Source organism: Pseudomonas sp. HP_14 (assembly GCF_055283875.1).
The window spans coordinates 22776-49228 of sequence record NZ_JBTOQI010000045.1 but is presented as its reverse complement, the minus strand read 5'-3'; the positions used below and the strand labels follow the sequence as shown (position 1 = coordinate 49228).

Here is a 26453-nt window from a genome sequence, read left to right as displayed (position 1 = left end):
GAACGCTCACGCGCCCTGACTGATAAACCGCAGCGCCTATATCGCGGGCAAGCCCGGCTCCCACAGTAAATCTCGATCCTGTGGGAGCGAGGCTTGCCCGCGATGAACGAAAACGCGGTTTGACTGACAAACCGCTATCGCGGCCTCGCGGTGCTCGTGCGCGCAGGTTTATTTTTTATGCGCGAGACAGCGCGGTGCGTTGGACACCGAAGCGGTCAGAGTGAGTACATATTTCTGCAAAAAAAACGCCCCGAAGGGCGTTTTTTTATGTCGCTTGGCAATCAACGAAACCGGTCAACCTCGGTGCGCAAATCGGCAGCCAGGGTGTTCAGTTCCTCTGCGGTAATGGCCAGATGCGAAACGACTTCACGTTGTTCGCTGTTGGCCATGGCGATGCTTTGCAGGTTGCTGCTCAGCAAGGTTGCAGTGCTGCTTTGCTCTTGGGTCGCGGTGGTGATCGCAGCGAATTGCTGACCGGCCGAGCGGCTTTGCTCGTCGATCTGCGCCAGCGCAGCAGCCACTTTGGCGTTGCGCGCCAGGCCTTCCTGCATCTGGGCATTGCCCTGCTGCATGGTGGAGATGGCGTTGCCGGTCTCTTGCTGGATGCTGGTGATCATCCCGGAGATTTCGTTGGTCGCATCCCGGGTACGCGTTGCCAGGCTACGCACTTCGTCAGCAACCACTGCGAAGCCACGACCTTGTTCGCCCGCCCGTGCTGCTTCGATAGCGGCGTTAAGAGCCAGCAAGTTTGTCTGGTCGGCAATCGAGGTGATCACGCCGACGATGCTGCCGATTTCCTGAGAGCGTTGCCCCAACGTGTTGATGACAGCAGCGGTGCTGTTGATCGAGGCGGCGATCTGCTCCAGGGAGGACGATGCTTCTTGCATCGAGGCGCGACCGATACGGGTCTGCTGAGCATTTTCCTGAGCCAGACGTTCGGTGTTGCCCATGTTGTCGGCAATGTTGAGCGAGGTAGCGCTGAACTCTTCTACCGCGCCCGCCATGCTGACGATTTCACCCGATTGCTGCTCCATGCCGCGGTACGCGCCACCGGACAGACCGGACAGTTCATTGGCGCGACTGCTGACTTGCTGAGCGGCTGTGCGGATGTGCGACACCATGGTCGACAGGGCTTCACCCATCTTGTTGAAGCTGGTTGCCAATTGACCAATTTCGTCATGGCTGGTGATGTTCAAGCGCACGCTCAAATCACCGGCACCGAGTGCTTCTGCCTGACGCACCAGTTCAGACAGCGGACGCAGTTTGCTGCGCAGCAACCAGATAGCGGAGCCCACTGCGATCAGCATGGCCAACAGGCTGCCGATTGCCAGCTGCGTACCGACATTCCACGTTACCGCGCTGATTTCGTCCTTGGGCATGTTTGCCAGAACGGTCCACGGCCCACCGCTGAAAGGCTGGGCAACGCTGTAGAAGTCTTCGCTGGTGTCGCTCCAGTACTGGCCTTTGCCTGGCGTTTTTGCAAAATCAGCGACTGTTTTGCCAGCCTGATCAAGAGCCTGTACGCCTGCTGGTGGCACCAGCCAACGGTTCTGATCATCAAGCAGGGCCAGAGAGCCTGTTTTGCCGATGCGGAAGTTCTTCAGGTTTTCGAACTGGGCATTCTGCGCGTCGGTGTAATCGAAGCCGACGAACAACACCGCGATGACTTTGCCGGAGCTGTCTTTCACGGGGGTGTATTGCGTCATGTAGTAGCGCTCGAACAGCACGGCTTTACCGACATAGCTCTGGCCCGACATCAAGCGGTCGTACGCAGGGTTCTTGCGGTCGAGCATGGTGCCGATAGCGCGGCTGCCATCCTGCTTGGTCAGCGAGGTGCTGATGCGGATGAACTCTTCGCCGCTGCGCACAAATACGGTGGCCACGCCTTCAGTCAATTGGCGGAATTCGTCAACTTCCCTGAAGTTGTTGTTTAGCGCACTGCCCGCAAGGATCAGGCTCGGTGTCTGCACCCCGGCGACTGTGACTGGCTGATCCGCCTGAACGGTAAGGCCGCTGGCGAAACGTTTTTCAAACAACCCGCTCAAACGCTGGGTACTGACCCGCAGCGTGCTGTGAAACGTGTTGAGTTGGTCGGCCAGCAAGCGTGCCTCACTCGCCATGTGCTCTTCACGAATGACGAGGTTGGCAGAGTCCAGCGAACGCAACGCAAAGACAGTACTGCCTGAGATGACAACTGCCAGAATAACGGCCAAAGCAATACCGAGTTGCGAAGCAATTCGGGCACGGGGCTTGGACATGACGACTCCTGGCCGAACGGAGGGTCTTCAATGACCTCTAATAGCCGTTCAGCTGAATTTAATTAAGTTAGTTAGCCTTGGTTGTACAAAATTTGTACATGGGGGCGTCAATTCTACACATCGGCCTTGTCGCGTAATACTTGAGTATGGTCCCCGGATTTGTAGGATTCGGTTACAAACTGTGTCGCAATGCCACTATTCCCTGAGGATTTGCACCTCGGGCAGCTCCATGGCATTGACTTCGCTCTGCAGAAAATCCCCCAATCGACGCAAGCGTTCGCTGCCGGGTCGGGTTCTTGGCCACACCAGATAATAGTCTTCGCCGCTGTAAACAGCGGTTCGCCAAGGCAGACTCAAGCGGTTCTGGGCGACATCTTCGGCGACCATGAGCAGATCCCCCATGGAAACCCCATAGCCGCGAGCGGCGGCGATCATACCTAATTCCAGTGTGTCGAACACCTGCCCGCCTTTAAGTGAAACCTGTTCCGATAACCCCGTGCGTTCAAGCCAACTGCGCCAGTCCCTGCGGTCCGGCGTGGGGTGCAGTAATTCGGCGCTGGCCAGGCGTTCGATATTCCAAGGCTGATCGTCCACCAGATTCGGCGCGCCCACAGGAATCAACAACTCGGGGAACAGGTGTATGGCCTCCCAGTCGGCGGGCAGATGGCCGCGACTGAGCAGGACGGCGCAGTCGAAAGGCTCATGACTGAAGTCCACCACATCGATTTCCATCCACGCGCTGGTCAACTGCACCTCGTTGCCCGCCTGTAAATGACGAAAGCGACTGAGGCGCGCCAACAGCCAGCGCATGGTCAGGGTCGGCGGCGCTTTCATGCGCAGGATCCCTTCATCGACCGAGAGCGTGTTGCAGGCGCGCTCCAGAGACGAAAAGCCGTCGCGCACGCCTGGCAGCAAGGTCCGGGCGGCTTCGGTGAGCTGGATATTGCGACCGATGCGCTGAAACAGTCGGCAGGCAAAGTGATCTTCCAGGGTACGAATGTGCCGACTGACCGCACTTTGGGTGATCGACAGTTCTTCGGCTGCTCGCGTAAATGAGCTGTGCCGCGCAGCCGCTTCAAATGCGCGCAGTGCATAAAGAGGTGGAAGACTACGAGGCATTCAGAACGCTCCTGCTGCGGGGATAAGTAATCTTAGCTAAAAAACCAATAGATGAGTTTTACTCATGCTAACGATCTTATTTATCCCTTTGTGCCCGCGCACGTAACTGATGAAAATGGGCGGCTCATAACTGCCCCCTGAAATCGAGCGTCGCGCCATGCAACAACCTGCCATCAAAGAACTCTGGATCATCCTGCGCCTTGCCGGGCCGCTGATCGCTTCACAGATGGCGCACATGCTGATGGTTTTTACCGACACGGTGATGATGGGCCATATCGGCCCGGAGGCCTTGGCGGGCGGTGGTTTGGGCGCTGCGACTTACAACTTCATTTCGTTTTTCTGCGTCGGCGTCATGGCCGCAGTCGGCACGCTGGTGGCTATCAGGCACGGCGCGGGAGACAGCAAAGGCGCTGCGCAACTGGTCCAGGCCGGGGTCTGGCTGGCGTGGGGCATGGCATTGATTGCCATGCTGATCCTGTGGAACCTTGAGCCTATCCTCCTGCATTTCGGCCAGACCGAATCCAACGTGCACATGGCAGGTCAATTCTTGATCACCTTGCCACTGGCGTTGCCCGGTCTGTTGACGTTCATGGCCTTGCGCGGCTTTACCAGTGCATTGGGGCGTGCAGGCCCTGTCATGGCGATCAGTCTGGGCGGTGCGATTGCCAACTTCGTCCTCAACTACGCCTTTATCCATGAAGTGTTCGGGCTGCCGAATCTGGGCTTGATGGGCATTGGTCTGGTGACGGCTGTGGTCACCAACGGTATGGCGTTGATTCTTGCGCTGCACATTCGTCGTCATCCTGCTTACGCGGCCTATCCGATCCGCGAGGGTTTCTGGCAGCTTTCGCGCAGCCATCTCAAAGAGTTGTGGCGGCTGGGCTTGCCAATCGGCGGGACTTACGCGGTTGAAGTCGGCCTGTTCACCTTCGCGGCTTTTTGCATGGGAGCCATGGGCAGCACGCAAATGGCAGCGCATCAGATCGCTCTGCAGTCAGTGTCGATGGCGTTCATGATTCCGGTGGGAATTTCCTACGCAGTCACCATGCGCATTGGTCAGCACTACGGCGCGGGTAATCTGTTGTTGGCCCGAACTGCCGGGCGCGCAGGCATAGCCTTTGGCTCTGTGGTGATGCTGATGTTCGGGATGTTGTTCTGGCTGGCACCGCACCTGGTCATCGGTCTGTTCCTGGATATCAATGACCCGAAATTCGCCGACATCGTCGAGCTGACGGTCAAGCTGCTGGCGATTGCCGCCTGGTTTGAAATTCTCGACGGCGCGCAAACCATCGCGATGGGCGCGATCCGTGGCTTCAAGGATGCGCGGACCACCTTCCTTATCGGGCTCGCCAGTTACTGGCTGGTCGCAGCACCGGCAGCATGGATATTTGGTTTTTACACCAACCACGGCGCCGAGGGCGTCTGGTGGGGGCTGGCGTTGGGGCTGCTGTGCTCAGCGATTGCGCTGACCTGGGCCTTCGAAAGAAAGACCTCGAAGCTGTTACGCCGGGAAGCGGCGGCAGAGCCGGTGATGGGGTAAGTAAGACTTGATTGTCTGTTTACCACCGCTGTCGCGGAACAAACACGATCCTGTAGGAGTGAGCTTGCTCGCGATAGCGTGAGTTCAGGCAATATAGTCTTCAATCAAGACCAAAACGCGAGCAAGCTCACTCCTACGGGGCCCCGTTTGCTGCGCGACAGCGCGGTGTCAGGGACATAGGCAAATCCACGATTGATGTGAGCATCAATCTCAAACTCCGCTCAACGCCCCGGGTGCTTGTTGATCGAAGGTCAGGTACTTGACCAATTCCGGCAACGGCAGTGGTTTGCTGATCAGGTAGCCCTGAACCTGATCGCAGCCATAGCTGCGCAGCAACGCCAGTTGCTCAGATGTTTCGACACCTTCGGCGACCACTTCCAGGCTCAGGTTATGGGCCAGGTTGATCATTGCGTGTACCAGCTTGCGGTTTTCTTCGCGCTGCTCCATTTCGCCCACGAAGCTCTTGTCGATCTTCAGCAGGGTAATGGGCAGGTTGTTGAGATGGACGAACGATGAAAACCCGGTGCCGAAGTCGTCCAGCGAAAACCGTACGCCCAGGCGTCCGAGAGCGTCCATGGTCTGTTTGACCAGATCGCTGCGGCGCATGACGGCGGTTTCAGTCAGTTCGAACTCAAGCCATTGCGCATCAATGCCGCGCTCGGTAATCAGTCGGCCCAATGTCGCCAGCAATTGGTTGTCCTGAAACTGACGGAATGACAGGTTTATCGCCATGTGCAACTGCGGCAGGCCTCGCTCAAGCAACGCCTGCATGTCGCGCAGCGCCCGGGAGATCACCCAGTAACCCAGCGGCACGATCAATCCGCTTTGCTCGGCCAGCGGTACAAATTCACTGGGCGGCAGCAAACCTCGCTCCTGGTGACGCCAGCGCACCAGTGCTTCCAGCCCGACAATGCGCCCGCTGGTCATGCAGAGCCGTGGCTGGTAGTGCAATTCCAGCTCGTCGCGCCGTAACGCCCGTCGCAACTCGCCCTCCAGGTCGGCAAGGCTACGGGCATTGCGATTCAGCCGATCGTTGAAGACATGAAAGGTGCAGCCCTGAATACCTTTGGCCTGCTGCATGGCGATGTGCGCGTGCCACATCAACGGGTCCGCACCCGCCTCGGCACGGGAATGAGCAATCCCCAGACTGCAGCCGATGAGCAAGCTTTCGCCGTCGACCCAGTACGGCTCGGACAGGGCTTCGGTGATGCGTTCAGCCATCCATTCCGCGCGCCCTGGGGCGCGACGAGTGTCGATCAGCAGTGCAAATTCGTCGCTGCCCAGGCGAGCGATCTGGTCGCCGACTTCCAGCTGCCCTTTGAGTCGCGCCACTACCTGCAAGATCAGCCGGTCGCCGGCCTGATGACCCAGTGCGTCGTTGGCGCGGCGGAAGTTGTCCAGATCGAGATGGCCTAGCGCAAGGCCGCGCCCGTCGTTTTCCAGCAGACGTGCCGCCAGCAGGGTCTGGAAACCCTGACGATTGGCGATGCCGGTCAGGGTGTCTTGCTCGGCCAGGCGCTGCAGGGTGTTTTCCAGCAGCGCGCGCTCATTCACATGGCGCAGGCAGCTGCGTAACGTTGCTGGCGTCAACTCGCTACGAATCAGCCAGTCACTGGCGCCAAGCGGCGGTACCAGCGGCTCTTCTTCAAGCAGCATGACCACCGGCAGATTGCAGCGGCCTGGTGGCGGCTGTAATTCTGGTGTGGTGAGCAATAGGGTCGGTTGATCGTCGATTAACGAGGCACTGATGTCGTTCCAGTGCGAGAAGGACAACAGATTTTCCTGATTCTGCTCAGGTTTCAGGCAACTGCGCAGCAATACCAGCCATTCCGGCTCGTGGGCCAGCACTAACAACCGCAAGGGTTGGACAGGCGTAGGCAAGCTAGCTCCCTAGACTCGAAAAGAGACAAACAGAAGGCCCGGGAAAGAGGGCCAAACAGAGCGATCATTCAGCATTCGGATGCGCAAATGTAACAAAACCAAAAAAATTAGATAGCTGCGCGCGACATAAGACGTCACTCATTGGCGGACGGTCGCTGCACAATCGCCATAGCCTGCTAAAATGCCCGCCCATTTCGTTAGCGATCCTCTTCCTGATATGTCCCGACTCAATCCTCGGCAACAAGAAGCCGTGAACTACGTCGGCGGCCCTCTTTTGGTGCTCGCCGGTGCAGGCTCCGGCAAGACCAGTGTGATCACGCGCAAGATCGCCCATCTGATCCAGAACTGCGGCATCCGCGCCCAATACATCGTTGCCATGACCTTCACCAACAAGGCCGCCCGCGAGATGAAAGAGCGGGTTGGCACCTTGTTGCGCGCTGGCGAAGGCCGCGGCCTGACCGTCTCGACGTTTCACAACCTGGGCCTGAACGTGATCCGCAAGGAGCACGTGCGGTTGGGCTACAAGCCGGGGTTTTCGATCTTTGACGAGACCGACGTCAAAGCGCTGATGACCGACATCATGCAGAAGGAATACTCGGGCGACGACGGCGTCGACGAGATCAAGAACATGATCGGCTCCTGGAAAAACGACCTGATCCTGCCCGCAGAGGCACTAGAGAACGCCCGCAACCCCAAGGAACAGACCGCCGCCATCGTTTACACCCACTACCAACGCACGCTCAAGGCGTATAACGCGGTGGACTTCGACGACCTGATTCTGTTGCCGGTAAAGCTGTTTCAAGAACACGCAGACATTCTGGAAAAGTGGCAGAACAAGGTTCGCTATCTGCTGGTGGACGAATATCAGGACACCAACGCCAGCCAGTACCTGCTGGTAAAGCTGCTGATCGGCATGCGCAACCAGTTCACCGTGGTAGGTGACGACGACCAGTCGATCTATGCCTGGCGCGGCGCGCGTCCGGAAAACCTGATGCTGCTCAAGGAAGACTACCCATCGCTGAAAGTGGTCATGCTTGAGCAGAACTACCGCTCGACCAGCCGTATTTTGCGCTGCGCCAACGTGCTCATCTCCAACAACCCACACGACTTTGAAAAACAGCTGTGGAGTGAGATGGGGCATGGTGATGAGATCCGCGTGATCCGTTGCCGCAATGAAGATGCCGAGGCCGAGCGCGTAGCCGTGGAAATTCTCAGCCTGCACTTGCGTACTGACCGGCCGTATAGCGATTTTGCGATCCTGTACCGAGGTAACTATCAGGCCAAACTGATCGAGCTGAAATTGCAGCATCACCAGGTGCCGTATCGTTTGTCCGGCGGCAACAGCTTCTTCGGGCGTCAGGAAGTGAAAGACCTGATGGCCTACTTCCGCTTGCTTGTTAACCCGGATGACGACAACGCCTTCCTGCGAGTGATCAACGTGCCACGGCGGGAGATCGGTTCGACGACGCTGGAGAAACTCGGTAACTACGCCACCGAGCGAAAAATTTCGATGTACGCCGCCACCGATGAAATCGGCCTGGGCGCGCATCTGGACAGCCGCTATACCGACCGTTTGCAGCGTTTCAAGCGCTGGATGGATGGCGTGCGCCAGCAGTGTGCGCAGAACGACCCGATCGCGGCGCTGCGCAGCATGGTCATGGACATCGATTACGAGAACTGGCTGCGTCAGAACAGCTCTAGCGACAAAGCCGCCGATTACCGTATGGGCAACGTCTGGTTCTTGATCGAGGCGTTGAAAAACACCCTCGAAAAAGACGAAGAAGGTGAAATGACCATCGAGGAGGCTATCGGCAAGCTGGTCCTTCGCGACATGCTTGAGCGTCAGCAGGAGGAAGAGGATGGCGCGGAGGGCGTGCAGATGATGACGCTTCACGCCTCCAAGGGCCTGGAGTTTCCGTACGTTTTTATCATGGGCATGGAAGAAGAAATTCTCCCTCACCGCTCCAGTATCGAAGCCGATACCATCGAGGAAGAACGCCGTCTGGCTTACGTGGGCATTACCCGGGCGCGGCAGACACTGGCGTTCACCTTTGCTGCCAAGCGTAAGCAGTACGGGGAGATCATTGATTGCTCGCCTAGCCGTTTCCTTGATGAGCTGCCCCCTGACGACCTGGCCTGGGAAGGCAATGATGATACCCCGACCGAAGTGAAGGCGGTGCGGGGGAATACCGCATTGGCGGACATCCGCGCGATGTTGAAAAAATAACTCCTACTATTCATTGCGCAGATTCGCGCACCCGAGGAAGCGACGTGGAAGCATTGCATCAGAAGATTCGCGCAGAAGGCATCGTACTTTCCGATCAGGTATTGAAGGTCGATGCGTTTCTCAATCATCAGATCGACCCGGTGCTGATGCAGCAAATCGGCGACGAGTTTGCAGCTTTGTTCGCAGATTCGGGCATTACCAAGATCGTCACTATTGAGGCTTCAGGCATTGCGCCTGCGGTGATGACCGGTTTGAAACTGGGTGTGCCGGTGATCTTCGCCCGCAAACATCAGTCGTTGACCCTCACAGAAAATCTGCTGTCGGCCACGGTGTATTCCTTCACCAAGCAGAATGAAAGCACCGTCGCCATCTCACCTCGTCATCTGACCAGCAGTGACAAGGTGCTGATCATCGATGACTTCCTGGCCAACGGTAAGGCCTCACAGGCGCTGATTTCGATCATCAAACAAGCCGGTGCAACCGTTGCCGGGTTGGGTATCGTGATCGAAAAATCCTTCCAGGGCGGCCGCGCCGAGCTGGACGCACAGGGTTATCGCGTCGAGTCCCTGGCCCGGGTTAAATCCCTGGCGGATGGGGTTGTGACGTTTGTTGAATGATTGAATTGCTTAACAAACAACACCCAATTCAATGAATTGAAATGCATCCCTGTAGGAGTGAGCTTGCTCGCGATAGCGGTCTGTCAGTCACGGGATATTTGATTGAAAGACCGCTATCGCGAGCAAGCTCACTCCTACAGAGGGAATGCCGCTTTGTCTCGCCTACATCAACCCGCACTCCACCATCGACAGCGGGTCACCATCACCGATGATCAGGTGATCCAGCACTTTCACGTCGATCAGCCATAAGGCATCGCGCAGCCGCTTGGTCAGGTCGATGTCGGCCTGGCTGGCGTCGGTGACGCCCGAGGGGTGGTTATGGCAGAGGATCAGGCTAGCTGAGTTGTGGGCCAGGGCGCGCTTGACCACTTGCCGGGGATGGACGTGGGCGCTGTTGATCGACCCGTGGAACAGGATTTCGAAAGCCTGAACCCGATGCTTGTTGTCCAGAAACAGGCAGCCGAAGACCTCATGGGGTTCATGACGTAACAGCGCTTTGAGGTAATTGCGTACCTGCTCCGGGCTTTCCATTGCTGAATCGCGTTTCAGACTCTCCGCCATATGCCGACGAGCCATTTCCATGACCGCCTGCAACTGCGCGAATTTGGCGGGGCCCAGCCCCAGATGTGAGCTGAACGTCGTCAGGTCAGCATCCAGTAACGGTCGCAGGCCGCCGAATTGATTCAACAGGTGACGGGCAAGGTCTACAGCGCTTTTTCCGGCCACACCGGTGCGCAGGAAAATAGCCAGCAGCTCGGCGTCGGACAGACTTGCCGAACCCAGCTCCAGCAGCCGCTCACGCGGGCGTTCGGCCGCAGGCCAGTTGCGAATACTCATACCACCTCCATGTGTGTTGGCGCCGCTGTTCCAGCACGGTCGCTGTGCTATCTTAGCCCATCTTTTTTGCGCGGCGATCGGCCTGGGGAAACGTCCATCGCCGCCGCGTATCTCTCGACTAAAAGGCAGGCCTATGCAGCGGCTGTATCGGAAACGCATCGTTCTTGGCGTTGGCGGCGGTATCGCGGCCTACAAGAGCGCAGAACTGGTTAGACGCTTGCGTGACCAGGGTGCTGAAGTGCGTGTCGTCATGACCCGAGGTGGCGCTGAGTTCATCACTCCACTGACCATGCAGGCCCTTTCCGGGCACCCGGTTCATCTGGATTTGCTCGACCCGGCCGCAGAAGCCGCGATGGGGCATATCGAACTGGCCAAGTGGGCCGACCTGATTCTTGTTGCGCCCGGCACTGCAGACCTAATTGCGCGCTTGGCACAAGGCATTGCCAACGATCTGTTGACCACGATCGTTCTGGCCACTGACGCCATTGTGGCTATTGCCCCGGCGATGAATCAGGCGATGTGGCGCGACGCCTCTGTGCAGGCCAATACTCGCCTGCTGGAAGAGCGTGATTTCCGCATATTCGGCCCGGCCTCCGGCAGTCAGGCCTGTGGTGATGTCGGCTTTGGGCGCATGCTTGAACCCGATGATCTGGCCCAGTCTGCCGCCGATTGTTTCCAGCGTCTGTCTCTGACCGGCAAGCACGTGCTGATCACGGCCGGTCCGACCCAGGAAAACATCGATCCGGTGCGATACATCACCAATCACAGTTCCGGCAAAATGGGTTTCGCTCTCGCTGAGGCCGCTGTAGAGGCTGGTGCGCGCGTTACCCTGATCACCGGTCCGGTCAACCTGCCGACTCCAGATCGCGTATCGCGTATCGACGTGGTGAGTGCCCGGGACATGCTGGCTGCCTGTGAGGCCGCGATCCCCTGCGATCTGTTCATCGCGTCCGCTGCCGTGGCTGACTACCGCCCCGAAGTGGTTGCCCCGCACAAACTGAAGAAAGACCCGTCCACGGGCGACGGCCTGTTGCTGCAGATGGTCCGTAACCCGGACATTCTTGCCACCATCGCAACCCGTCCAGACCGCCCGTTCAGTGTCGGTTTTGCCGCTGAAACAGAACACTTGCTCGACTATGCTGCACGCAAGCTCAAGGACAAAAACCTTGATCTGATCGTCGCCAACGATGTTGCCAACCCCAGCATCGGCTTCAATAGTGAAGAGAACGCTTGCAGCGTGATTGATCGAGCACTGCACGCTACGCTTTTCGCCCAGACCAGCAAGGGCAAGATTGCCCGCCAGCTGATCACTTTTATCGCCGAACGAATGAACCAGGTTTAATTACGAATGCACGCTCTACAAGCCAAGATCCTCGACCCTCGCATTGGCAGCGAATTTCCTTTGCCGGCCTATGCCACCGTTGGCTCCGCCGGGCTCGACCTGCGCGCCATGCTCAAAGAGGACACTGTCCTGGAGCCAGGCCAGACGCTGTTGATCCCGACCGGTCTGTCGATCTACATCGGTGATCCGGGGCTGGCGGCTCTGATCCTGCCGCGTTCCGGGCTGGGTCACAAACACGGCATTGTGCTGGGCAATCTGGTAGGTCTGATCGACTCCGATTACCAAGGCGAACTGATGGTCTCCTGCTGGAATCGCGGGCAGACCGCTTTCAATATTTCCATTGGCGAGCGCATTGCCCAACTGGTGCTGGTGCCGGTGGTGCAAGCGCACTTCGAACTGGTTGACGAGTTCGACGAAAGCCAACGCGGTGCTGGCGGTTTCGGTCATTCAGGTAGCCACTGACCTTTGAGCCGATAACTCGATACCCGGTAGCCTCATGGCTACTCGGTATCGAGTAAGTGACTGTCCAGTTTCAGGATGAATGACCTGGGAGCGTTCAGGTGCAAGGCAGCCAACAGCATGAAGTGTTCGATACCCAACCTGCCGCAGCGAGTCTGACTGCGCTCTCGCCAGGACTTGTCCCCGCGCTCGCCGCCTTGATCATTGCCAGCGCTCTGGTCTATCTCGCGCTGACCAGCAATCCACAGGGGCGTGAGCATCTGGAACAAGCCTGGGGTAGCAGCCAGGCGTCGTCGGTGGCTCAAGCGCTGAAGCAGATTGACGCCGAGACGCAGGCCGCTGCCCATGATCCTGTATTGGCGCAAGCCCTGCAGAGCGGTAACCCTTCCCTGATTGAAGAGGCACAAAACCGGCTGCGGTTTCGCGACGGTGTGCTGGGCGCGCGTCTCAACCCTTTAGGCATGTCGGATATCGACACTAAAGGCGCATTGCCTGTCAGCTTCTCCACATTGGACATGCTCAACAAAGCTGCAAGCGGTGAGCATCCAGTGCCTGAGGCTCGCGCAGTGGGCGATCGCTGGATGATTTACAGCGCCGCGCCGTTGCGCTCTGATCCGGCCGCGCCTGTCAGCGGCACACTGTTGCTGGCCTTCGATCCGCAGCGCTTGCTCAATGCGTTGCCTGCCTTGCCCGAGTCCACGGGCCGAATACGTTTGATCCAGCAGTTTGGTAATGGTCCCGAGCAGGTTTTGCTGCAGCGAGGCGAAGCGGATGGCGCTAAACCGCAACGGCTGGATACCGGTTATGCAAACTGGAAACTGGAGTTCACACCCGGTCCGGCTCTGGATTTTTCGCCGCCATGGGTGCTGCTGACGCTGGCTGTATTGGTTGCGCTCGCGGGTGTTTTACTGGGGCTTTACCTCAACGAAAGGGCTCTACAACGGCACATTTGCGCCGATGTCCGACAACTGGATCAACTGCTTCAAGAACTCTCCAGCGGAAAAGCCGTCAAACCCTTCGGTTTGGGCCTGCCGGTCCTCAATGGGCTGGCTAGACGTCTCGCCTGTTTTTCACCTTCCCTTCAACAACCGGTAACGGAAATCGTTGATAAGAAGGATGAGTCAGGCTTGGCTCCCGGCTTCAATAAGACCGATTCAAAGACACGTAGTGCTTCAGCATCGGGTCCACGCTCTGCCACTGGCGGCGCCTGGACCGATCCGCTGTTTCAAGATACCGACATTCTCGATATCGACATCCTCGACGAAAACCAGGACTTCCTGAGATCGGAGCACCCCCCAGTTATGAGCAGTCCAGCATCCGTGGCACCAAAATTTCCTGACGATATTTTCCGCGCCTATGACATTCGCGGCATCGTGGGCGACACCCTTAGCGCCGAAACGGCCTATTGGATTGGTCGCGCTATTGGCTCCGAGAGCCTGGCGCAGAATGAGCCCAACGTCAGCGTTGGTCGTGACGGACGCCTCTCCGGTCCGGAGCTGGTGCAGCAATTGATTCAAGGCCTGCACGACAGCGGTTGTCACGTCAGCGATGTTGGCCTGGTGCCAACGCCCGCCTTGTATTACGCCGCCAACGTGCTGGCTGGCAAGACCGGTGTGATGCTGACCGGCAGCCACAACCCCAAGGATTACAACGGCTTCAAGATCGTCATCGCGGGCGATACTCTGGCCAACGAGCAGATCCAGGCGCTGCATGAGCGTATCAAGACCGGCAACCTGACTTCGGCAAAAGGCAGCATCACCAAGGTCGACATCCTTGATCGCTACTTCAAGCAGATCAAAGATGACATCGTTATGGCCCGCAAGCTGAAAGTCGTGGTGGACTGCGGTAACGGCGCGGCTGGTGTTATCGCTCCACAGCTCATTGAAGCGCTGGGTTGCGAAGTCATCTCGCTGTTCGCAGAGGTCGACGGTAACTTCCCTAACCACCACCCTGATCCGGGCAAGCTGGAAAACCTGCAGGACCTGATCGCCAAGGTCAATGAAACAGGCGCCGATCTGGGTCTGGCCTTCGACGGCGACGGCGACCGTGTTGGCGTTGTGACCAACAAAGGCAATGTAGTGTATCCGGACCGTCTGTTGATGTTGTTCGCACTGGACGTACTCAAGCGCAATCCAGGCGCCGACATTATCTTCGACGTCAAATGCACCCGCCGGCTGACGCCTCTGATTCAAAAGCATGGCGGCCGCCCGGTAATGTGGAAGACCGGCCATTCGTTGATCAAGAAAGAGATGAAGAAAAGCGGCGCGCTGCTCGCGGGCGAAATGAGCGGCCACATCTTCTTCAAAGAGCGTTGGTTCGGTTTTGACGACGGTATTTACAGTGCTGCGCGCTTGCTGGAAATCCTCAGTCAGGAGTCGCAATCGGCTGAAGACCTGTTCGAGACCTTCCCGAACGACATTTCGACGCCTGAAATCAACATCAAAGTGACTGATACCACCAAGTTCAGCATCATAGAAGCTCTGGAGAAAGATGCTCAGTGGGGCGATGCCAAGTTGACCACCATTGACGGCGTGCGAGTGGACTATCCGAAGGGCTGGGGTCTGGTTCGCGCTTCCAACACAACACCGGTACTGGTGCTGCGTTTCGAGGCCGAAACCGAAGCTGAGCTGCAACGCATCAAGGATGTCTTCCACGCCGAACTGAAAAAGGTTGCGCCGGACCTTCAACTTCCGTTCTGATTGTTTTTTCCTTTGACTGGAGCCTTGAATGACCCTCGAACGTGATTCCGCCGCCAACGTCGCCAAAGTATTGTCCGAAGCGCTGCCATACATTCGCCGTTTTGTTGGCAAAACGCTGGTGATCAAGTACGGCGGTAACGCCATGGAGAGCGACGAGCTGAAAACCGGCTTTGCGCGCGACATCGTGTTGATGAAGGCTGTTGGCATCAACCCGGTGGTGGTTCACGGCGGGGGGCCTCAGATCGGCGATCTGCTCAAGCGGTTGTCGATCGAGAGTCACTTCATCGATGGTATGCGGGTCACCGACTCGCAAACCATGGATGTGGTGGAAATGGTTCTGGGCGGCCAGGTCAACAAGGACATCGTCAACCTGATCAACCGTCATGGCGGCAGCGCCATCGGCCTGACCGGTAAAGACGCGGAGCTTATTCGCGCCAAACGCCTGACCGTTACACGTCAGACACCTGAAATGACCAAGCCTGAAATCATTGATATCGGCCATGTTGGCGAAGTGGTTGGCATCAACACCGACCTGCTGAACATGCTGGTAAAAGGTGATTTCATCCCGGTGATCGCGCCGATTGGCGTGGGCGCTGACGGTGAGTCCTACAACATCAACGCCGACTTGGTGGCAGGCAAAGTCGCTGAAGCCCTCAAGGCTGAAAAGCTGATGCTGCTGACCAACATTGCCGGCCTGATGGACAAGCAAGGCCAGGTACTGACCGGCTTGACCACCGAGCAGGTCAGCGGCCTGATTGCCGATGGCACGATCTACGGCGGTATGCTGCCGAAGATCAAATGCGCGCTGGAGGCGGTGCAAGGCGGTGTGACTACCTCGCACATCATTGACGGTCGAGTACCGAATGCGGTGCTGCTGGAAATCTTCACCGACACTGGTGTGGGTACCTTGATCAGCAACCGCAAACGTCACTGATCAAGCGCTACGCTTCATCAAAGCCCTGCCGGTCTCCGGTGGGGCTTTTTTATGTCTGTCGTGTAGCAAACATGGAGCTGTAGGAGTGACCGGGGTGTTAAACGAAATCCCTGACCCAGATAGACGAAATACCGCTGCGTAGTCGTTGAAATGGCCTGCATACCTTTTGTTCGCGATTGGGGGAACGTCGGGAGACTTTCCTCATATCGAGAACATCTAGATGAACACGCCTATCAACCCTGTTTCACCATCAACCACATCACAGCAAGAGGCTCAGCCCCAGCGGGGGGATGGAGTGAATGCGTTGACGCCACTGCTAAGCCCGGTCCAATTGGAGCTGATCCAGACAACCGTTCGTGCTTATGTGCAAGAGCAAAGTGCAGCAACCCGGCTAGAGGCAATACCTATCCTTGAGGCTCAAGGCAGTGGCGTGGCTGCCGTTGAATTTGAACTGACGAGCCTGCTGCAGTTGTTGTCCTGGGGACTTTTGACTGATGGCACTGCTGAGAGCCTGTCTGACAGGCAGCTCAAGCAGATGCTGGACGATATGTTAAGCAGCGAACACGGTCAGGCTATAGGTCGCCGACTGAATACAGTATTGGGTTGGTTTGGGGCGGCAGATAACGAATCTGTTGACCCGATGATTGCCAGGCAACTGACCTGGAAGGCCCTGATCCTTGAGCTGGATCCGTTGGCACATCGTAAGCCTGGATATATCGTCGGATATGAGTTCGGCAAAGCAGAAAATTGGGGGCGGCCGTTACCCGATATTCAGGAAGAGTTTGAGGGCCTTCTTTCGTGGAGATTGCGCAACGTACAGGGAGGGCGTTCAAGAAGTTCGGCCCGTCTGGCCGCATTGATCCTGGCGCCGACGGCTCCTGAGTGGTTCGTGAAGGGAGCGCCCAAGGCGCTGCGTTACGGCAACGGTGTCTGGGTTAACTACGCTCATGGTGTTGCACTTGCTGAAGCGCTTGTTCCGGGTATGTCACAGACTCTGGACTACGAGCAGCTAATGGATTTGCCCCTCAAGATGGGGCACTCGGCAACTGACAGCGAGCGGGACATCATCGTCCAGACACGTATTGCCCCGGTGCTGCAGTGGGCTATCGCCAACAATGTTGTATCTGCCAATGCCTCATCAGTGTACGGCACCGCTAAAATCCAAAAGGCTATGGCGGCCTTCGATCAGCGCCAGCACAAGGTTGTGGCTGCAATTAATGCGCTGTTGAGCAAGATCCCGAACCGGATGGCCATCGGTTTAAAGGCATTCAATGAGGCGCTAGGGTGGGACTACTCCAGGACCCTTTTGCACCTGCGCATGCGACCCACGGCTTTCTGGACGCGAGTTGAATATTCATTAAGAAACCCCTCGCCTTCGACTCCCTCCGGTGAGTTCTATCTGGTCGACGTGTTCATCGCGGGATATTTGATAGATGGAATGGATAAGTTCGAACCGGCAGTTCCACCTGACGAGGTTTACTGGAAAAAAATATACGCAGAGCAGGTCGAGCTGCTTAAAGGCATTGATGTCAACGCGATGTATAAGGAAGCTTTTGATCGCTACAGCCGAGAGGTACAGGCGGCTTATTCCTGCCTGGTGGAAATACTGGTTGCCGAAATTCCTTACTCCGACAGGCTGGCTATTGAACATGGCAGAGTTGATCTCTATCTGCTGGAGCAGGAGACCGAAATAGCGCTCGATAAAGAAACACCGCGTGATCGCGAGCTCAGGCAGGGCCGAGCCGGGTTTATTATCGTGTGTCGGCACAATAGTCTCGTTTTTGCGTACGAAATATTCCCTTTGCTGGGAATCGTGCAGCGACGTGCTGATCTGCCTCCCTTGCCTAATGGCGGCCTGGTTGCACGCGTTGGGAGCGAGGTGCGTCGGGCGGCTGTGAGCTTGTCTCTCGATTGGGAGGCCTACGCTGAACCGCAGCCCCCTCGGCCTGACACGATGAGCCGCGTGATACCTCGCCATATCAACTATGGCGTTCCCAGCAGCGTCCCGTCGCCTTCAGCCAGCCCGTTGTCGACCCCCCGGATTGAAAGTCTGGGCGAACGAGTTGCCGCCAAGAATCTATTTTTTGATAAGGAAACCGAGTTCAAGGTGCACAGGGGGCAAACGGGTTCTGAGTTCGTCACCGCAAACTATCCGCCGGTGTTGCGCATGATGGCGACCCTTATCCCGGGACTTAGCTGCGTTAATGCAGTGGTCAATGATGAGTCACCCACTCTGGCCTGTGTGATCGATGTCGGCTTGATTCTGGCGTCACCGGCCTTCAAGTTTGCCAAAGGCTTCGTTTCGTTGGCTATGAACGCTGGTGCGCCTGCGGTCAGTCGTAGTCTTCCAGCGTTCGCGACGCTGACCAGCAAGTTCATCTCCCGCTCGGGTGCCTCTTATGTGAGCGGTTTGAATCCGTTCGAAGGGTTTCTCTATCGATGGGGGGGCGTCGCCGGTGTCTCGGCTTTACTGCTCAAGTCGACCTACAAACTCCACGAAGCCGTCGGTCAAACGTTAGGCCGTCCAGGGGAGTTTGCCTACATCAATGGCCTTGAGTCCGCCGCAAGCTCGAATAAGTGGCGCCCCATCGCGGTGGGCGACAGGTTGCTGGCGAAGATCAATGGTGTTTCTGATGTGCCGGTACGTGACTTTCCAGCGGCTGATGGTTCTGTTAGGACGTACCTCATCAATACTCTGTCCGGTTATCCATACGGTCCGGCGCTGGAGGGAGACTCCCTGCCAGTGGCCTCTGCGGGCTGAGCAGGTTATAGAGTTTGAGCTGGAAACTCAGGGCCCCGTCAGTCGCTGAATGCGCGCGCGGTCCTGGGTGAATGCTGTGTCGGCCTGAGCCCGTGCCTGTTGATAGCGCTGTATGTTCAGGTCGAGGTTGTGTTGCTGATCCCTAAGGTCACTCATCTGCTCGATGAGTGATTGGGGCACGGTTTTACCGGCACGCTCCAGATCCGCAGCCTGACCCTGTAGTGTGGCCTGCTGTGTGTTGAGGCCTTTGAGGTTGCCTTGCGCCAAGGCAATCAAGGCATCCAGCTCGGACAGTTTGCGGGCTTTGGCGCGATCAACATCCTCGACATTGCTGTAAAGGTTGAGCAATTGCGCGTCGGCATTCGCCTGTGCTTTTTTCGCCTGAGCCTGATGGATCTCATCGGCGGTTGGAGGCGGGGGTACCACTTGCACCACACGGCCTTGGGCGTTGAGCACTTCATAGCCTTTGGCAACGTATTCAGGCGGTACACCCTGACGATCCAGCACGGTCACGCCGCGACTGTCGACGTAGCGATAAAGCAGAGGTTGCGGGGTCTCTGCGGCATGCGTCGCTGCAAACGGACTGATAACAAGGGCCAACAGCAAGCAGATAAAGCCCGGCCTGGTCATTCAACGCTCCTTGATATCTCAATCCGAATGTCAGCGGACATGAATCTCCCTAGATCCCGAACTGTGCCCTGTAAGCTTCCACTGCAGGCAGATGCTGCTTGAGTTGTGGATCGTCGGCAAGGAATTCCAGGACTTGATTCAAAGATACGATGCTGACCACCGGTATCCCGAAGTCTCGCTCTACTTCCTGAATCGCCGAAAGCTCGCCGTTACCACGCTCCTGACGGTTGAGTGCAATCAGCACGCCCGCCGCTGTCGCTTCCTGACCTTTGATGATCTGCATGACCTCACGGATCGCGGTGCCTGCAGTGATCACGTCGTCGATGATCAGCACATTACCGGTCAATGGGGCGCCAACCAGACTGCCGCCCTCGCCGTGTGCCTTGGCTTCCTTGCGGTTGAAGCACCAGGGCAAATCGCGGTCATGATGTTCGGCCAGCGCCACGGCTGTCGCGGCCGCCAGAGGAATCCCCTTATAGGCTGGACCGAACAGAACATCGAAGGAAATGCCGCTCTCGACTACCGCTGCGGCGTAGAAACGACCTAGCTGCGCAAGGGCCGAACCACTGTTGAACAGGCCGGCATTGAAGAAGTACGGGCTGGTCCGCCCGGACTTGAGAGTGAATTCACCGAACCGCAAAACCCCACGATCGATGGCAAAACGAATGAAATCGCGCTGATACGCCTGCATGAAAAAAGCCCCGAATACCACGGATTTAGCTAATTAGGTAGAGCTCGGGTATCATACACGCACGTGATTTTTGGGGCCATTTATGCGGATCATCAGTGTGAACGTAAATGGCATTCAGGCGGCAGTCGAGCGCGGTTTGCTCAGTTGGCTGCAAGCTCAGAATGCCGACGTCATCTGCCTTCAGGACACCCGCGCATCCGCCTTCGAACTGGACGACCCAGCTTATCAGCTGGATGGCTATTTCCTTTATGCGTGCGAAGCTGAAGTTCCGGCCCAAGGTGGCGTGGCGCTTTACTCGCGGTTGCAACCGAAGGCGGTAATCAGCGGTCTTGGCTTTGAAACAGCCGACCGCTACGGGCGTTACCTGCAGGCAGATTTCGACAAACTCAGTATTGCCACATTGCTGCTTCCTTCGGGAATGAACGGCGATGAAGACTTGAATCAGAAATTCAAGCTAATGGACGACTTCGGCAAATACCTGGACAAGCAACGGCGCAAGCGTCGTGAGTACATCTATTGCGGCTCTTTGTACGTGGCCCAACAGAAGCTCGACATCAAGAACTGGCGTGACAGCCAGCAATCTCCTGGCTTTCTGGCGCCTGAGCGTGCCTGGATGGATGAGATTGTCGGCACCATGGGCTACGTTGATGCCCTGCGTGAAGTCAGCCGTGAAGGTGATCAGTACAGCTGGTGGCCGGATAGCGAACAGGCAGAGATGCTCAATCTCGGCTGGCGCTTTGACTATCAGTTGCTGACGCCGGGCCTGCGTCGCTTCGTGCGCAGTGCGCGTCTGCCGCGTCAACCGCGCTTCTCGCAACACGCACCGCTGGTAGTGGACTACGACTGGACGCTAACGATCTAGAGTCCATCGCCCACAAAAAAAGCCGACTTCGTGTCGGCTTTTTTGTTGTTCGCGAAGTAGGCGCGATCCCCTGCGGGAGCGGTGCAACGGTGCTTATTTAACCAGTCGCCACGTAAACGGATACCGATACGCCACGCCTTCGTTGGCCTTGATGCCAGCAATGATCGTCAGGACCAGTGCGCCAGCGGCCACGAGGCCTATCAACGCAAAGCCAACAAGCACTAGCATCAGAAAGACGCACGCGATCATCGCTAATGAAACGGTGATCTGAAAATTCAGCGCTTCCTTGCCCTGAGCATCGATAAACGGGTCCGTATCCTTCTTGAGCTGCCACAGAATCAGTGGGCCCAAAATGTTGCCAAAAGGGAACATCATCCCGAGAAACGCGGCAAAGTGACAGAACATCGCCCATTGGCGAACTTCCGGGCCGGGGCCTGGAACCGGCGGTTGGCTGTCACTCATATTCGTCTCCTGCTTGCTGCCTGAATCAGTCTGCCAGTGCGGCGGTCTGCAACTCAAACAGTTCAGTCATGCCTTTTTGAGCCAGTGCCAGCATGGCATTGAGCTCTTCAGGCTGGAACGGTGCGCCTTCGGCAGTGCCCTGAACTTCAATGAAGCCGCCCGAGCTGGTCATGACCACGTTGAGGTCGGTCTCGGCTGCGGAGTCTTCAAGGTAGTCGAGGTCGAGAACCGGCTCACCCTGGTACATGCCAACCGATACCGCTGCGATCATTTGCTTGAGTGGGTCGCCGCCTTTAAGGCCGCCACGCTTCTTGATGACTTTCAGCGCATCAACCAAGGCAACCATGGCGCCTGTGATAGAGGCAGTGCGAGTGCCGCCATCAGCCTGGATCACGTCGCAATCGACATACAGTGTCACGTCGCCCAGTTTGGACATATCCAGTGCTGCGCGCAGGGAGCGACCGATCAAACGCTGGATTTCCAGGGTGCGGCCACCCTGTTTGCCACGGCTGGCTTCGCGCTGGTTACGTTCGCCGGTGGCGCGCGGCAGCATGCCGTACTCGGCAGTCAGCCAGCCTTGGCCCTGGCCCTTGAGGAAGCGTGGCACGCCGTTCTCGACGCTGACCGTGCAGATCACTTTGGTGTCACCAAACTCGACCAGTACAGAACCCTCGGCGTGTTTGGTGTAGTTGCGGGTGATGCGGATCGAGCGGAGCTGATCGGCGGCGCGACCACTTGGACGTTTCATCTGGGATACCTGTACTGAGACGGAAAACTGCCGAGCATTATAGAGGCGCAAGTCGGCGCTGGGCACATCTAAAACCAGAGGATGCGAATCCGAAGGCCTGGCAAGGCTCTGATCCGGGCTTTTTCAGTCTTGAGTAAAAGCCATGCATCGCTTGTCATATTCGTTGATTGGGAGCATTCGCTGCACTGCGCTACAATCCTGCGCCTCTACAGACTCTCGTATTTTCGTGACATGCAGTCATCGCTGATCACGACACGTTCTGTTCACCGGATTTCAGAGGTATTTCCCATGGTCCACAGCATGACGGCTTTTGCCCGGGTCGAACGGGCCAGCACTCAGGGCACACTGAGCTGGGAACTACGCTCAGTCAATCATCGCTATCTGGAGCCGCACTTGCGGCTGCCGGAGTCCTTTCGTGATCTCGAAAGCGCAATTCGTGAAGCGCTGCGCCAGGGCTTGTCCCGCGGTAAGGTGGAATGCACATTGCGTTTTACTGAAGAAACGGCGGGCAAACCCTTGCAGGTTGATCGCGAGCGCGCCGGGCAACTGGTCGCGGCAGCGGAAATCGTCGCCAGCCTGATCAAGCAGCCTGCCGCTCTGAATCCATTGGAAGTACTGGCATGGCCCGGCGTACTGGTGGGGGATGCCAGCGACCCGCAGGCCTTGAACAAAGAAGCCCTGACGCTGTTTACCGAAGCCTTGGCCGAACTGAAAAACGGTCGCGGTCGCGAAGGCGCGGATCTGGCCAAACTGCTGAATGATCGTCTGGATTCCATTACCAGCGAAGTGGCGACCCTGAAAACCCTGGTTCCCCAGATGCTTGCAACCCAGCGCCAGAAGGTGCTGGATCGCTTCGCCGACATGAAGGCCGAGCTTGATCCGCAGCGTCTGGAGCAGGAAATGGTGCTGCTGGCCCAGAAGAGTGATGTGGCCGAAGAACTGGATCGCCTCAGTACGCATGTCACTGAAGTGCGTCGCGTGCTCAAGGCAGGTGGGCAGGCTGGGCGCCGTCTGGACTTCCTGATGCAGGAACTCAACCGCGAAGCCAACACCCTGGGCTCCAAAGCTTTCGATCCGCGTAGCACCCAGGCTGCGGTCAACCTCAAAGTGTTGATCGAGCAAATGCGCGAACAAGTACAGAATATTGAGTAAGGCTAATCCCCACATGACACACAGCACTGGCACCCTGTATATCGTTTCTGCCCCTTCTGGCGCGGGCAAGACCAGCCTGGTCAAGGCTTTGGTCGATGCTCAGTCGAGCTCGCAGCCGGAAATTCGCGTCTCCGTTTCGCACACAACCCGCGCCATGCGCCCGGGCGAAGTGGACGGTGTGAACTATCACTTTGTCGATCGTGCCGAATTTGTGCGCATGATCGAGCACGGTGATTTTCTCGAGCAGGCAGAAGTTTTCGGCAACATGTATGGCACTTCCCAAAGCCACTTGCAGCAGACGCTGGACGAAGGTCATGACCTGATTCTGGAAATTGACTGGCAAGGTGCAGAGCAGGTTCGCAAGGTCATGCCTGATGCCCGCTCGATCTTCATTCTGCCGCCTACCCAGCAGGCGTTGCGTCAGCGTCTGACCAATCGTGGTACCGACAGCGATGAAATCATCGAGGGCCGAATGCGTGAAGCTGTCAGCGAAATGAGCCATTACAAGGATTACGATTACGTCGTGATCAATGATGACTTCGCTGAGGCGCTGGAAGACCTCAAGGCTATTTTCAGGGCTAACCTGTTGACCGAAGCTCATCAGCAGCAGCGTTTTAGCGGTCTGCTTGAGCAATTGCTGGCCTGAAAATCGACCTTTGGGCAACCCGGGCTACGAGCTAAATAAGACCGCTCGTGGCTTGGCGCTTGAAGCTTATGGCTTGCAGCTTGTAAACTACCGAGTCCGCTCGCCCATCCGGGCATCGCGCATCCGCATTTGCTACGAGGAATACCCATGGCCCGCGTAACCGTTGAAGACTGCCTAGAACACGTGGATAACCGCTTTGAGCTGGTCATGCTCTCTACAAAGCGTGCTCGTCAACTGGCAACCGGCGGCAAAGAACCAAAGCTGGCGTGGGAAAATGACAAGCCTACCGTTATGGCACTGCGCGAAATCGCAGCTGGCCTGATGGATTACGCTGTAATCGCAGAAGCTGAAATCGTTGAAGATGAACCACTGTTCGCGGCATTCGAGGACGAGTCCAACGAGGCCGTCTAAGCCTATGCCGGGTCGACGTAGTACGGCGCAGGGTAAAAGCCATTGGCAGGGGGTAGCGCCTTGCCGAGCATAGACGCCCTCGCCGATCGCATTTCGACCTACCTCGGCAAGGAACAGGTAAACCTGGTCCGCCGCGCGTATTTCTACGCCGAGCAAGCCCACGACGGCCAACGCCGTCGCAGCGGCGAAGCTTACGTCACGCATCCTCTTGCAGTGGCGAATATCCTTGCCGACATGCACATGGACCATCAAAGCCTGATGGCTGCCATGCTGCATGACGTCATTGAAGACACCGGTATCGCCAAGGAAGCGCTCTGCGCACAGTTTGGAGAGACGGTGGCCGAATTGGTCGACGGGGTCAGCAAACTGACCCAGATGAATTTCGAGACCAAGGCCGAAGCCCAGGCAGAAAACTTCCAGAAGATGGCCATGGCCATGGCTCGCGACATCCGCGTGATCCTGGTCAAGCTCGCTGATCGCCTGCACAACATGCGCACGCTTGAGGTGTTGTCCGGGGAAAAACGCCGACGCATTGCCAAGGAAACGCTGGAAATCTATGCACCCATCGCCAACCGGCTGGGTATGCACAGTATCCGTATTGAGTTCGAAGACCTCGGCTTCAAGGCCATGTACCCGATGCGCTCCTCGCGAATTGGTCAGGCGGTCAAGCGCGCCCGAGGCAATCGCAAAGAGCTGGTCAACAAGATTGAAGAGTCCCTGAGCCATTGTCTGGCGGTTGATGAAATCGAAGGCGAGGTCAGCGGGCGGCAGAAACACCTGTACGGCATCTACAAGAAGATGCGCGGCAAGCGTCGCGCCTTCAATGAAATCATGGATGTCTACGCGTTCCGTATCATCGTCGACAAGGTCGACACCTGCTACCGAGTGCTGGGCGCTGTGCATAATTTGTACAAACCCCTGCCCGGCCGCTTCAAGGACTACATCGCGATCCCCAAAGCCAACGGCTATCAGTCGTTGCACACCACGTTGTTCGGCATGCATGGCGTGCCCATTGAAATCCAGATCCGTACACGGGAAATGGAAGAGATGGCCAACAACGGGATCGCCGCGCACTGGCTGTACAAATCCTCGGATGACGAAGTGCCCAAGGGCACTCATGCCCGCGCCCGTCAATGGGTCAAAGGCGTGCTGGAAATGCAGCAGCGTGCCGGTAACTCGCTGGAATTTATCGAGAGCGTGAAAATCGACCTGTTCCCGGACGAGGTCTATGTATTCACGCCCAAAGGCCGAATCATGGAGCTGCCTAAAGGCTCCACAGCGGTCGACTTTGCTTATGCCGTGCACACTGATGTGGGCAACAGCTGCATCGCATGTCGGATCAATCGTCGCCTGGCGCCGCTCTCCGAACCGTTGCAGAGCGGTTCGACGGTGGAAATCGTCAGTGCGCCGGGTGCGCGTCCGAATCCGGCGTGGCTGAACTTCGTCGTCACCGGCAAGGCACGTACCCACATTCGTCACGCGCTCAAACTGCAGCGTCGCTCCGAGTCGATCAGCCTGGGCGAGCGTCTGCTCAACAAGGTATTGAACGGCTTCGAAAGCAGTCTGGAAAAAATCTCCGCCGAGCGCGTGCAACTGGTGCTCGCCGAATACCGGGTCGAGGTCATCGAAGACCTCCTCGAAGATATCGGCCTGGGCAACCGCATGGCGTATGTGGTCGCTCGTCGGCTGCTGGGCGAAGGCGAGCAGTTGCCAAGCACAGAAGGCCCGCTGGCGATTCGCGGTACTGAAGGCCTGGTGCTCAGTTATGCCAAATGCTGTACTCCGATCCCGGGCGATCCTATCGTTGGGCACCTGTCGGCTGGCAAAGGCATGGTTGTGCATCTGGACAATTGTCGCAACATCAGCGAAATCCGCCATAACCCGGAAAAATGCATCCAGCTTTCCTGGGCCAAGGACGTTACCGGCGAATTCAACGTCGAGCTGCGCGTTGAGCTTGAGCATCAACGCGGCCTGATCGCCCTGCTGGCCAGCAGTGTCAACGCGGCTGACGGCAATATCGAAAAGATCAGTATGGACGAGCGCGATGGTCGTATCAGCGTTGTCCAACTGGTGGTCAGCGTGCATGACCGTGTACATCTGGCCCGAGTCATCCGAAAACTGCGCGCCTTGGCCGGGGTCATTCGAATCACCCGCATGCGTGCGTAGCCAATCACTCA

General features: G+C 57.3%; 21 protein-coding genes. 13 read left to right on the top strand and 8 right to left on the bottom strand.

All coding sequences use genetic code 11. From position 1 onward, the window contains the following. Positions 1-281 precede the first annotated feature (281 nt). The gene (locus ACYASS_RS24475) at positions 282-2258 is read right to left on the bottom strand and encodes a methyl-accepting chemotaxis protein (protein WP_463588026.1); all 1977 of its coding nucleotides are present in this window, start codon (positions 2256-2258) and stop codon (positions 282-284) included. Positions 2259-2453: 195 nt separating this feature from the next. Next, the gene (locus ACYASS_RS24470; RefSeq protein ID WP_463588025.1) at positions 2454-3377 is read right to left on the bottom strand and encodes a LysR substrate-binding domain-containing protein; all 924 of its coding nucleotides are present in this window, start codon (positions 3375-3377) and stop codon (positions 2454-2456) included. A gap of 157 nt (positions 3378-3534) precedes the next feature. Here ACYASS_RS24470 and ACYASS_RS24465 point away from each other — a divergent pair, with 157 nt between their 5' ends. After that, entirely contained in the window at positions 3535-4917 is a 1383-nt protein-coding gene (locus ACYASS_RS24465) for a NorM family multidrug efflux MATE transporter (protein ID WP_463588024.1), read from the top strand. A gap of 210 nt (positions 4918-5127) precedes the next feature. Here ACYASS_RS24465 and ACYASS_RS24460 read toward each other — a convergent pair whose 3' ends face one another. Further along, a complete protein-coding gene (locus ACYASS_RS24460) occupies positions 5128-6798 on the bottom strand; it encodes a putative bifunctional diguanylate cyclase/phosphodiesterase (protein WP_463588023.1) in 1671 nt (556 codons plus the stop codon). Positions 6799-7015: 217 nt separating this feature from the next. Here ACYASS_RS24460 and rep point away from each other — a divergent pair, with 217 nt between their 5' ends. Both rep and ACYASS_RS24450 read left to right on the top strand, forming a co-directional pair. Continuing rightward, positions 7016-9025 carry a DNA helicase Rep gene (rep, locus tag ACYASS_RS24455; protein WP_122667324.1) on the top strand — a complete coding sequence of 670 codons (2010 nt, stop codon included), beginning with the start codon at positions 7016-7018 and terminating at the stop codon, positions 9023-9025. 44 nt (positions 9026-9069) lie between these two features. After that, entirely contained in the window at positions 9070-9642 is a 573-nt protein-coding gene (locus ACYASS_RS24450) for a xanthine phosphoribosyltransferase (RefSeq protein ID WP_463588022.1), read from the top strand. 162 nt (positions 9643-9804) lie between these two features. Here the strand turns inward: ACYASS_RS24450 and radC are convergent, their stop codons facing one another. Further along, positions 9805-10479 carry a RadC family protein gene (gene radC, locus ACYASS_RS24445; protein ID WP_463588021.1) on the bottom strand — a complete coding sequence of 225 codons (675 nt, stop codon included), beginning with the start codon at positions 10477-10479 and terminating at the stop codon, positions 9805-9807. A gap of 133 nt (positions 10480-10612) precedes the next feature. Here radC and coaBC point away from each other — a divergent pair, with 133 nt between their 5' ends. The 5 genes from coaBC (at position 10613) to ACYASS_RS24420 (ending at position 18674) form a co-directional block, all read left to right on the top strand. Continuing rightward, positions 10613-11821 (top strand): bifunctional phosphopantothenoylcysteine decarboxylase/phosphopantothenate--cysteine ligase CoaBC, encoded by a 1209-nt coding sequence (gene coaBC, locus ACYASS_RS24440; RefSeq protein WP_243244535.1) that lies wholly within the window; start codon positions 10613-10615, stop codon positions 11819-11821. 6 nt (positions 11822-11827) lie between these two features. After that, on the top strand, positions 11828-12283 hold the full coding sequence (gene dut, locus ACYASS_RS24435) for a dUTP diphosphatase (RefSeq protein ID WP_463588020.1): 456 nt from the start codon (positions 11828-11830) through the stop codon (positions 12281-12283). 98 nt (positions 12284-12381) lie between these two features. Then, complete coding sequence (locus tag ACYASS_RS24430) at positions 12382-14979, top strand: phosphomannomutase/phosphoglucomutase (protein ID WP_463588019.1); 2598 nt, start codon at positions 12382-12384, stop codon at positions 14977-14979. A gap of 28 nt (positions 14980-15007) precedes the next feature. After that, entirely contained in the window at positions 15008-15913 is a 906-nt protein-coding gene (argB, locus tag ACYASS_RS24425) for an acetylglutamate kinase (protein WP_243244534.1), read from the top strand. A 220-nt stretch (positions 15914-16133) separates the two neighbouring features. Then, on the top strand, positions 16134-18674 hold the full coding sequence (locus ACYASS_RS24420; RefSeq protein WP_463588018.1) for a hypothetical protein: 2541 nt from the start codon (positions 16134-16136) through the stop codon (positions 18672-18674). Between the two features lie 27 nt (positions 18675-18701). Here ACYASS_RS24420 and ACYASS_RS24415 read toward each other — a convergent pair whose 3' ends face one another. Both ACYASS_RS24415 and pyrE read right to left on the bottom strand, forming a co-directional pair. Continuing rightward, a complete protein-coding gene (locus ACYASS_RS24415) occupies positions 18702-19304 on the bottom strand; it encodes a DUF4124 domain-containing protein (RefSeq protein WP_463588017.1) in 603 nt (200 codons plus the stop codon). Positions 19305-19353: 49 nt separating this feature from the next. Next, complete coding sequence (gene pyrE, locus ACYASS_RS24410; RefSeq protein WP_122667332.1) at positions 19354-19995, bottom strand: orotate phosphoribosyltransferase; 642 nt, start codon at positions 19993-19995, stop codon at positions 19354-19356. Between the two features lie 82 nt (positions 19996-20077). On the opposite strand from pyrE, the gene ACYASS_RS24405 reads away from it, so the two are divergent. Further along, complete coding sequence (locus ACYASS_RS24405) at positions 20078-20857, top strand: exodeoxyribonuclease III (protein WP_087271629.1); 780 nt, start codon at positions 20078-20080, stop codon at positions 20855-20857. Positions 20858-20950: 93 nt separating this feature from the next. Here ACYASS_RS24405 and ACYASS_RS24400 read toward each other — a convergent pair whose 3' ends face one another. Continuing rightward, entirely contained in the window at positions 20951-21319 is a 369-nt protein-coding gene (locus ACYASS_RS24400; protein ID WP_463588016.1) for a DUF4870 domain-containing protein, read from the bottom strand. 25 nt (positions 21320-21344) lie between these two features. Beyond that, on the bottom strand, positions 21345-22067 hold the full coding sequence (gene rph, locus ACYASS_RS24395) for a ribonuclease PH (RefSeq protein ID WP_027900043.1): 723 nt from the start codon (positions 22065-22067) through the stop codon (positions 21345-21347). A 288-nt stretch (positions 22068-22355) separates the two neighbouring features. Between rph and ACYASS_RS24390 the strand changes: the two genes are divergently transcribed. The 4 genes from ACYASS_RS24390 (at position 22356) to spoT (ending at position 26442) form a co-directional block, all read left to right on the top strand. Next, positions 22356-23219 (top strand): YicC/YloC family endoribonuclease, encoded by an 864-nt coding sequence (locus ACYASS_RS24390; protein WP_243244527.1) that lies wholly within the window; start codon positions 22356-22358, stop codon positions 23217-23219. 13 nt (positions 23220-23232) lie between these two features. Continuing rightward, a complete protein-coding gene (gene gmk / locus ACYASS_RS24385; RefSeq protein ID WP_463588015.1) occupies positions 23233-23865 on the top strand; it encodes a guanylate kinase in 633 nt (210 codons plus the stop codon). A gap of 147 nt (positions 23866-24012) precedes the next feature. Further along, positions 24013-24276, top strand: a complete 264-nt coding sequence (gene rpoZ / locus ACYASS_RS24380) for a DNA-directed RNA polymerase subunit omega (protein WP_002551500.1) — start codon at positions 24013-24015, stop codon at positions 24274-24276. Between the two features lie 60 nt (positions 24277-24336). Beyond that, positions 24337-26442 (top strand): bifunctional GTP diphosphokinase/guanosine-3',5'-bis pyrophosphate 3'-pyrophosphohydrolase, encoded by a 2106-nt coding sequence (gene spoT, locus ACYASS_RS24375; RefSeq protein WP_087271641.1) that lies wholly within the window; start codon positions 24337-24339, stop codon positions 26440-26442. The last annotated feature ends 11 nt before the right edge of the window (positions 26443-26453 follow it).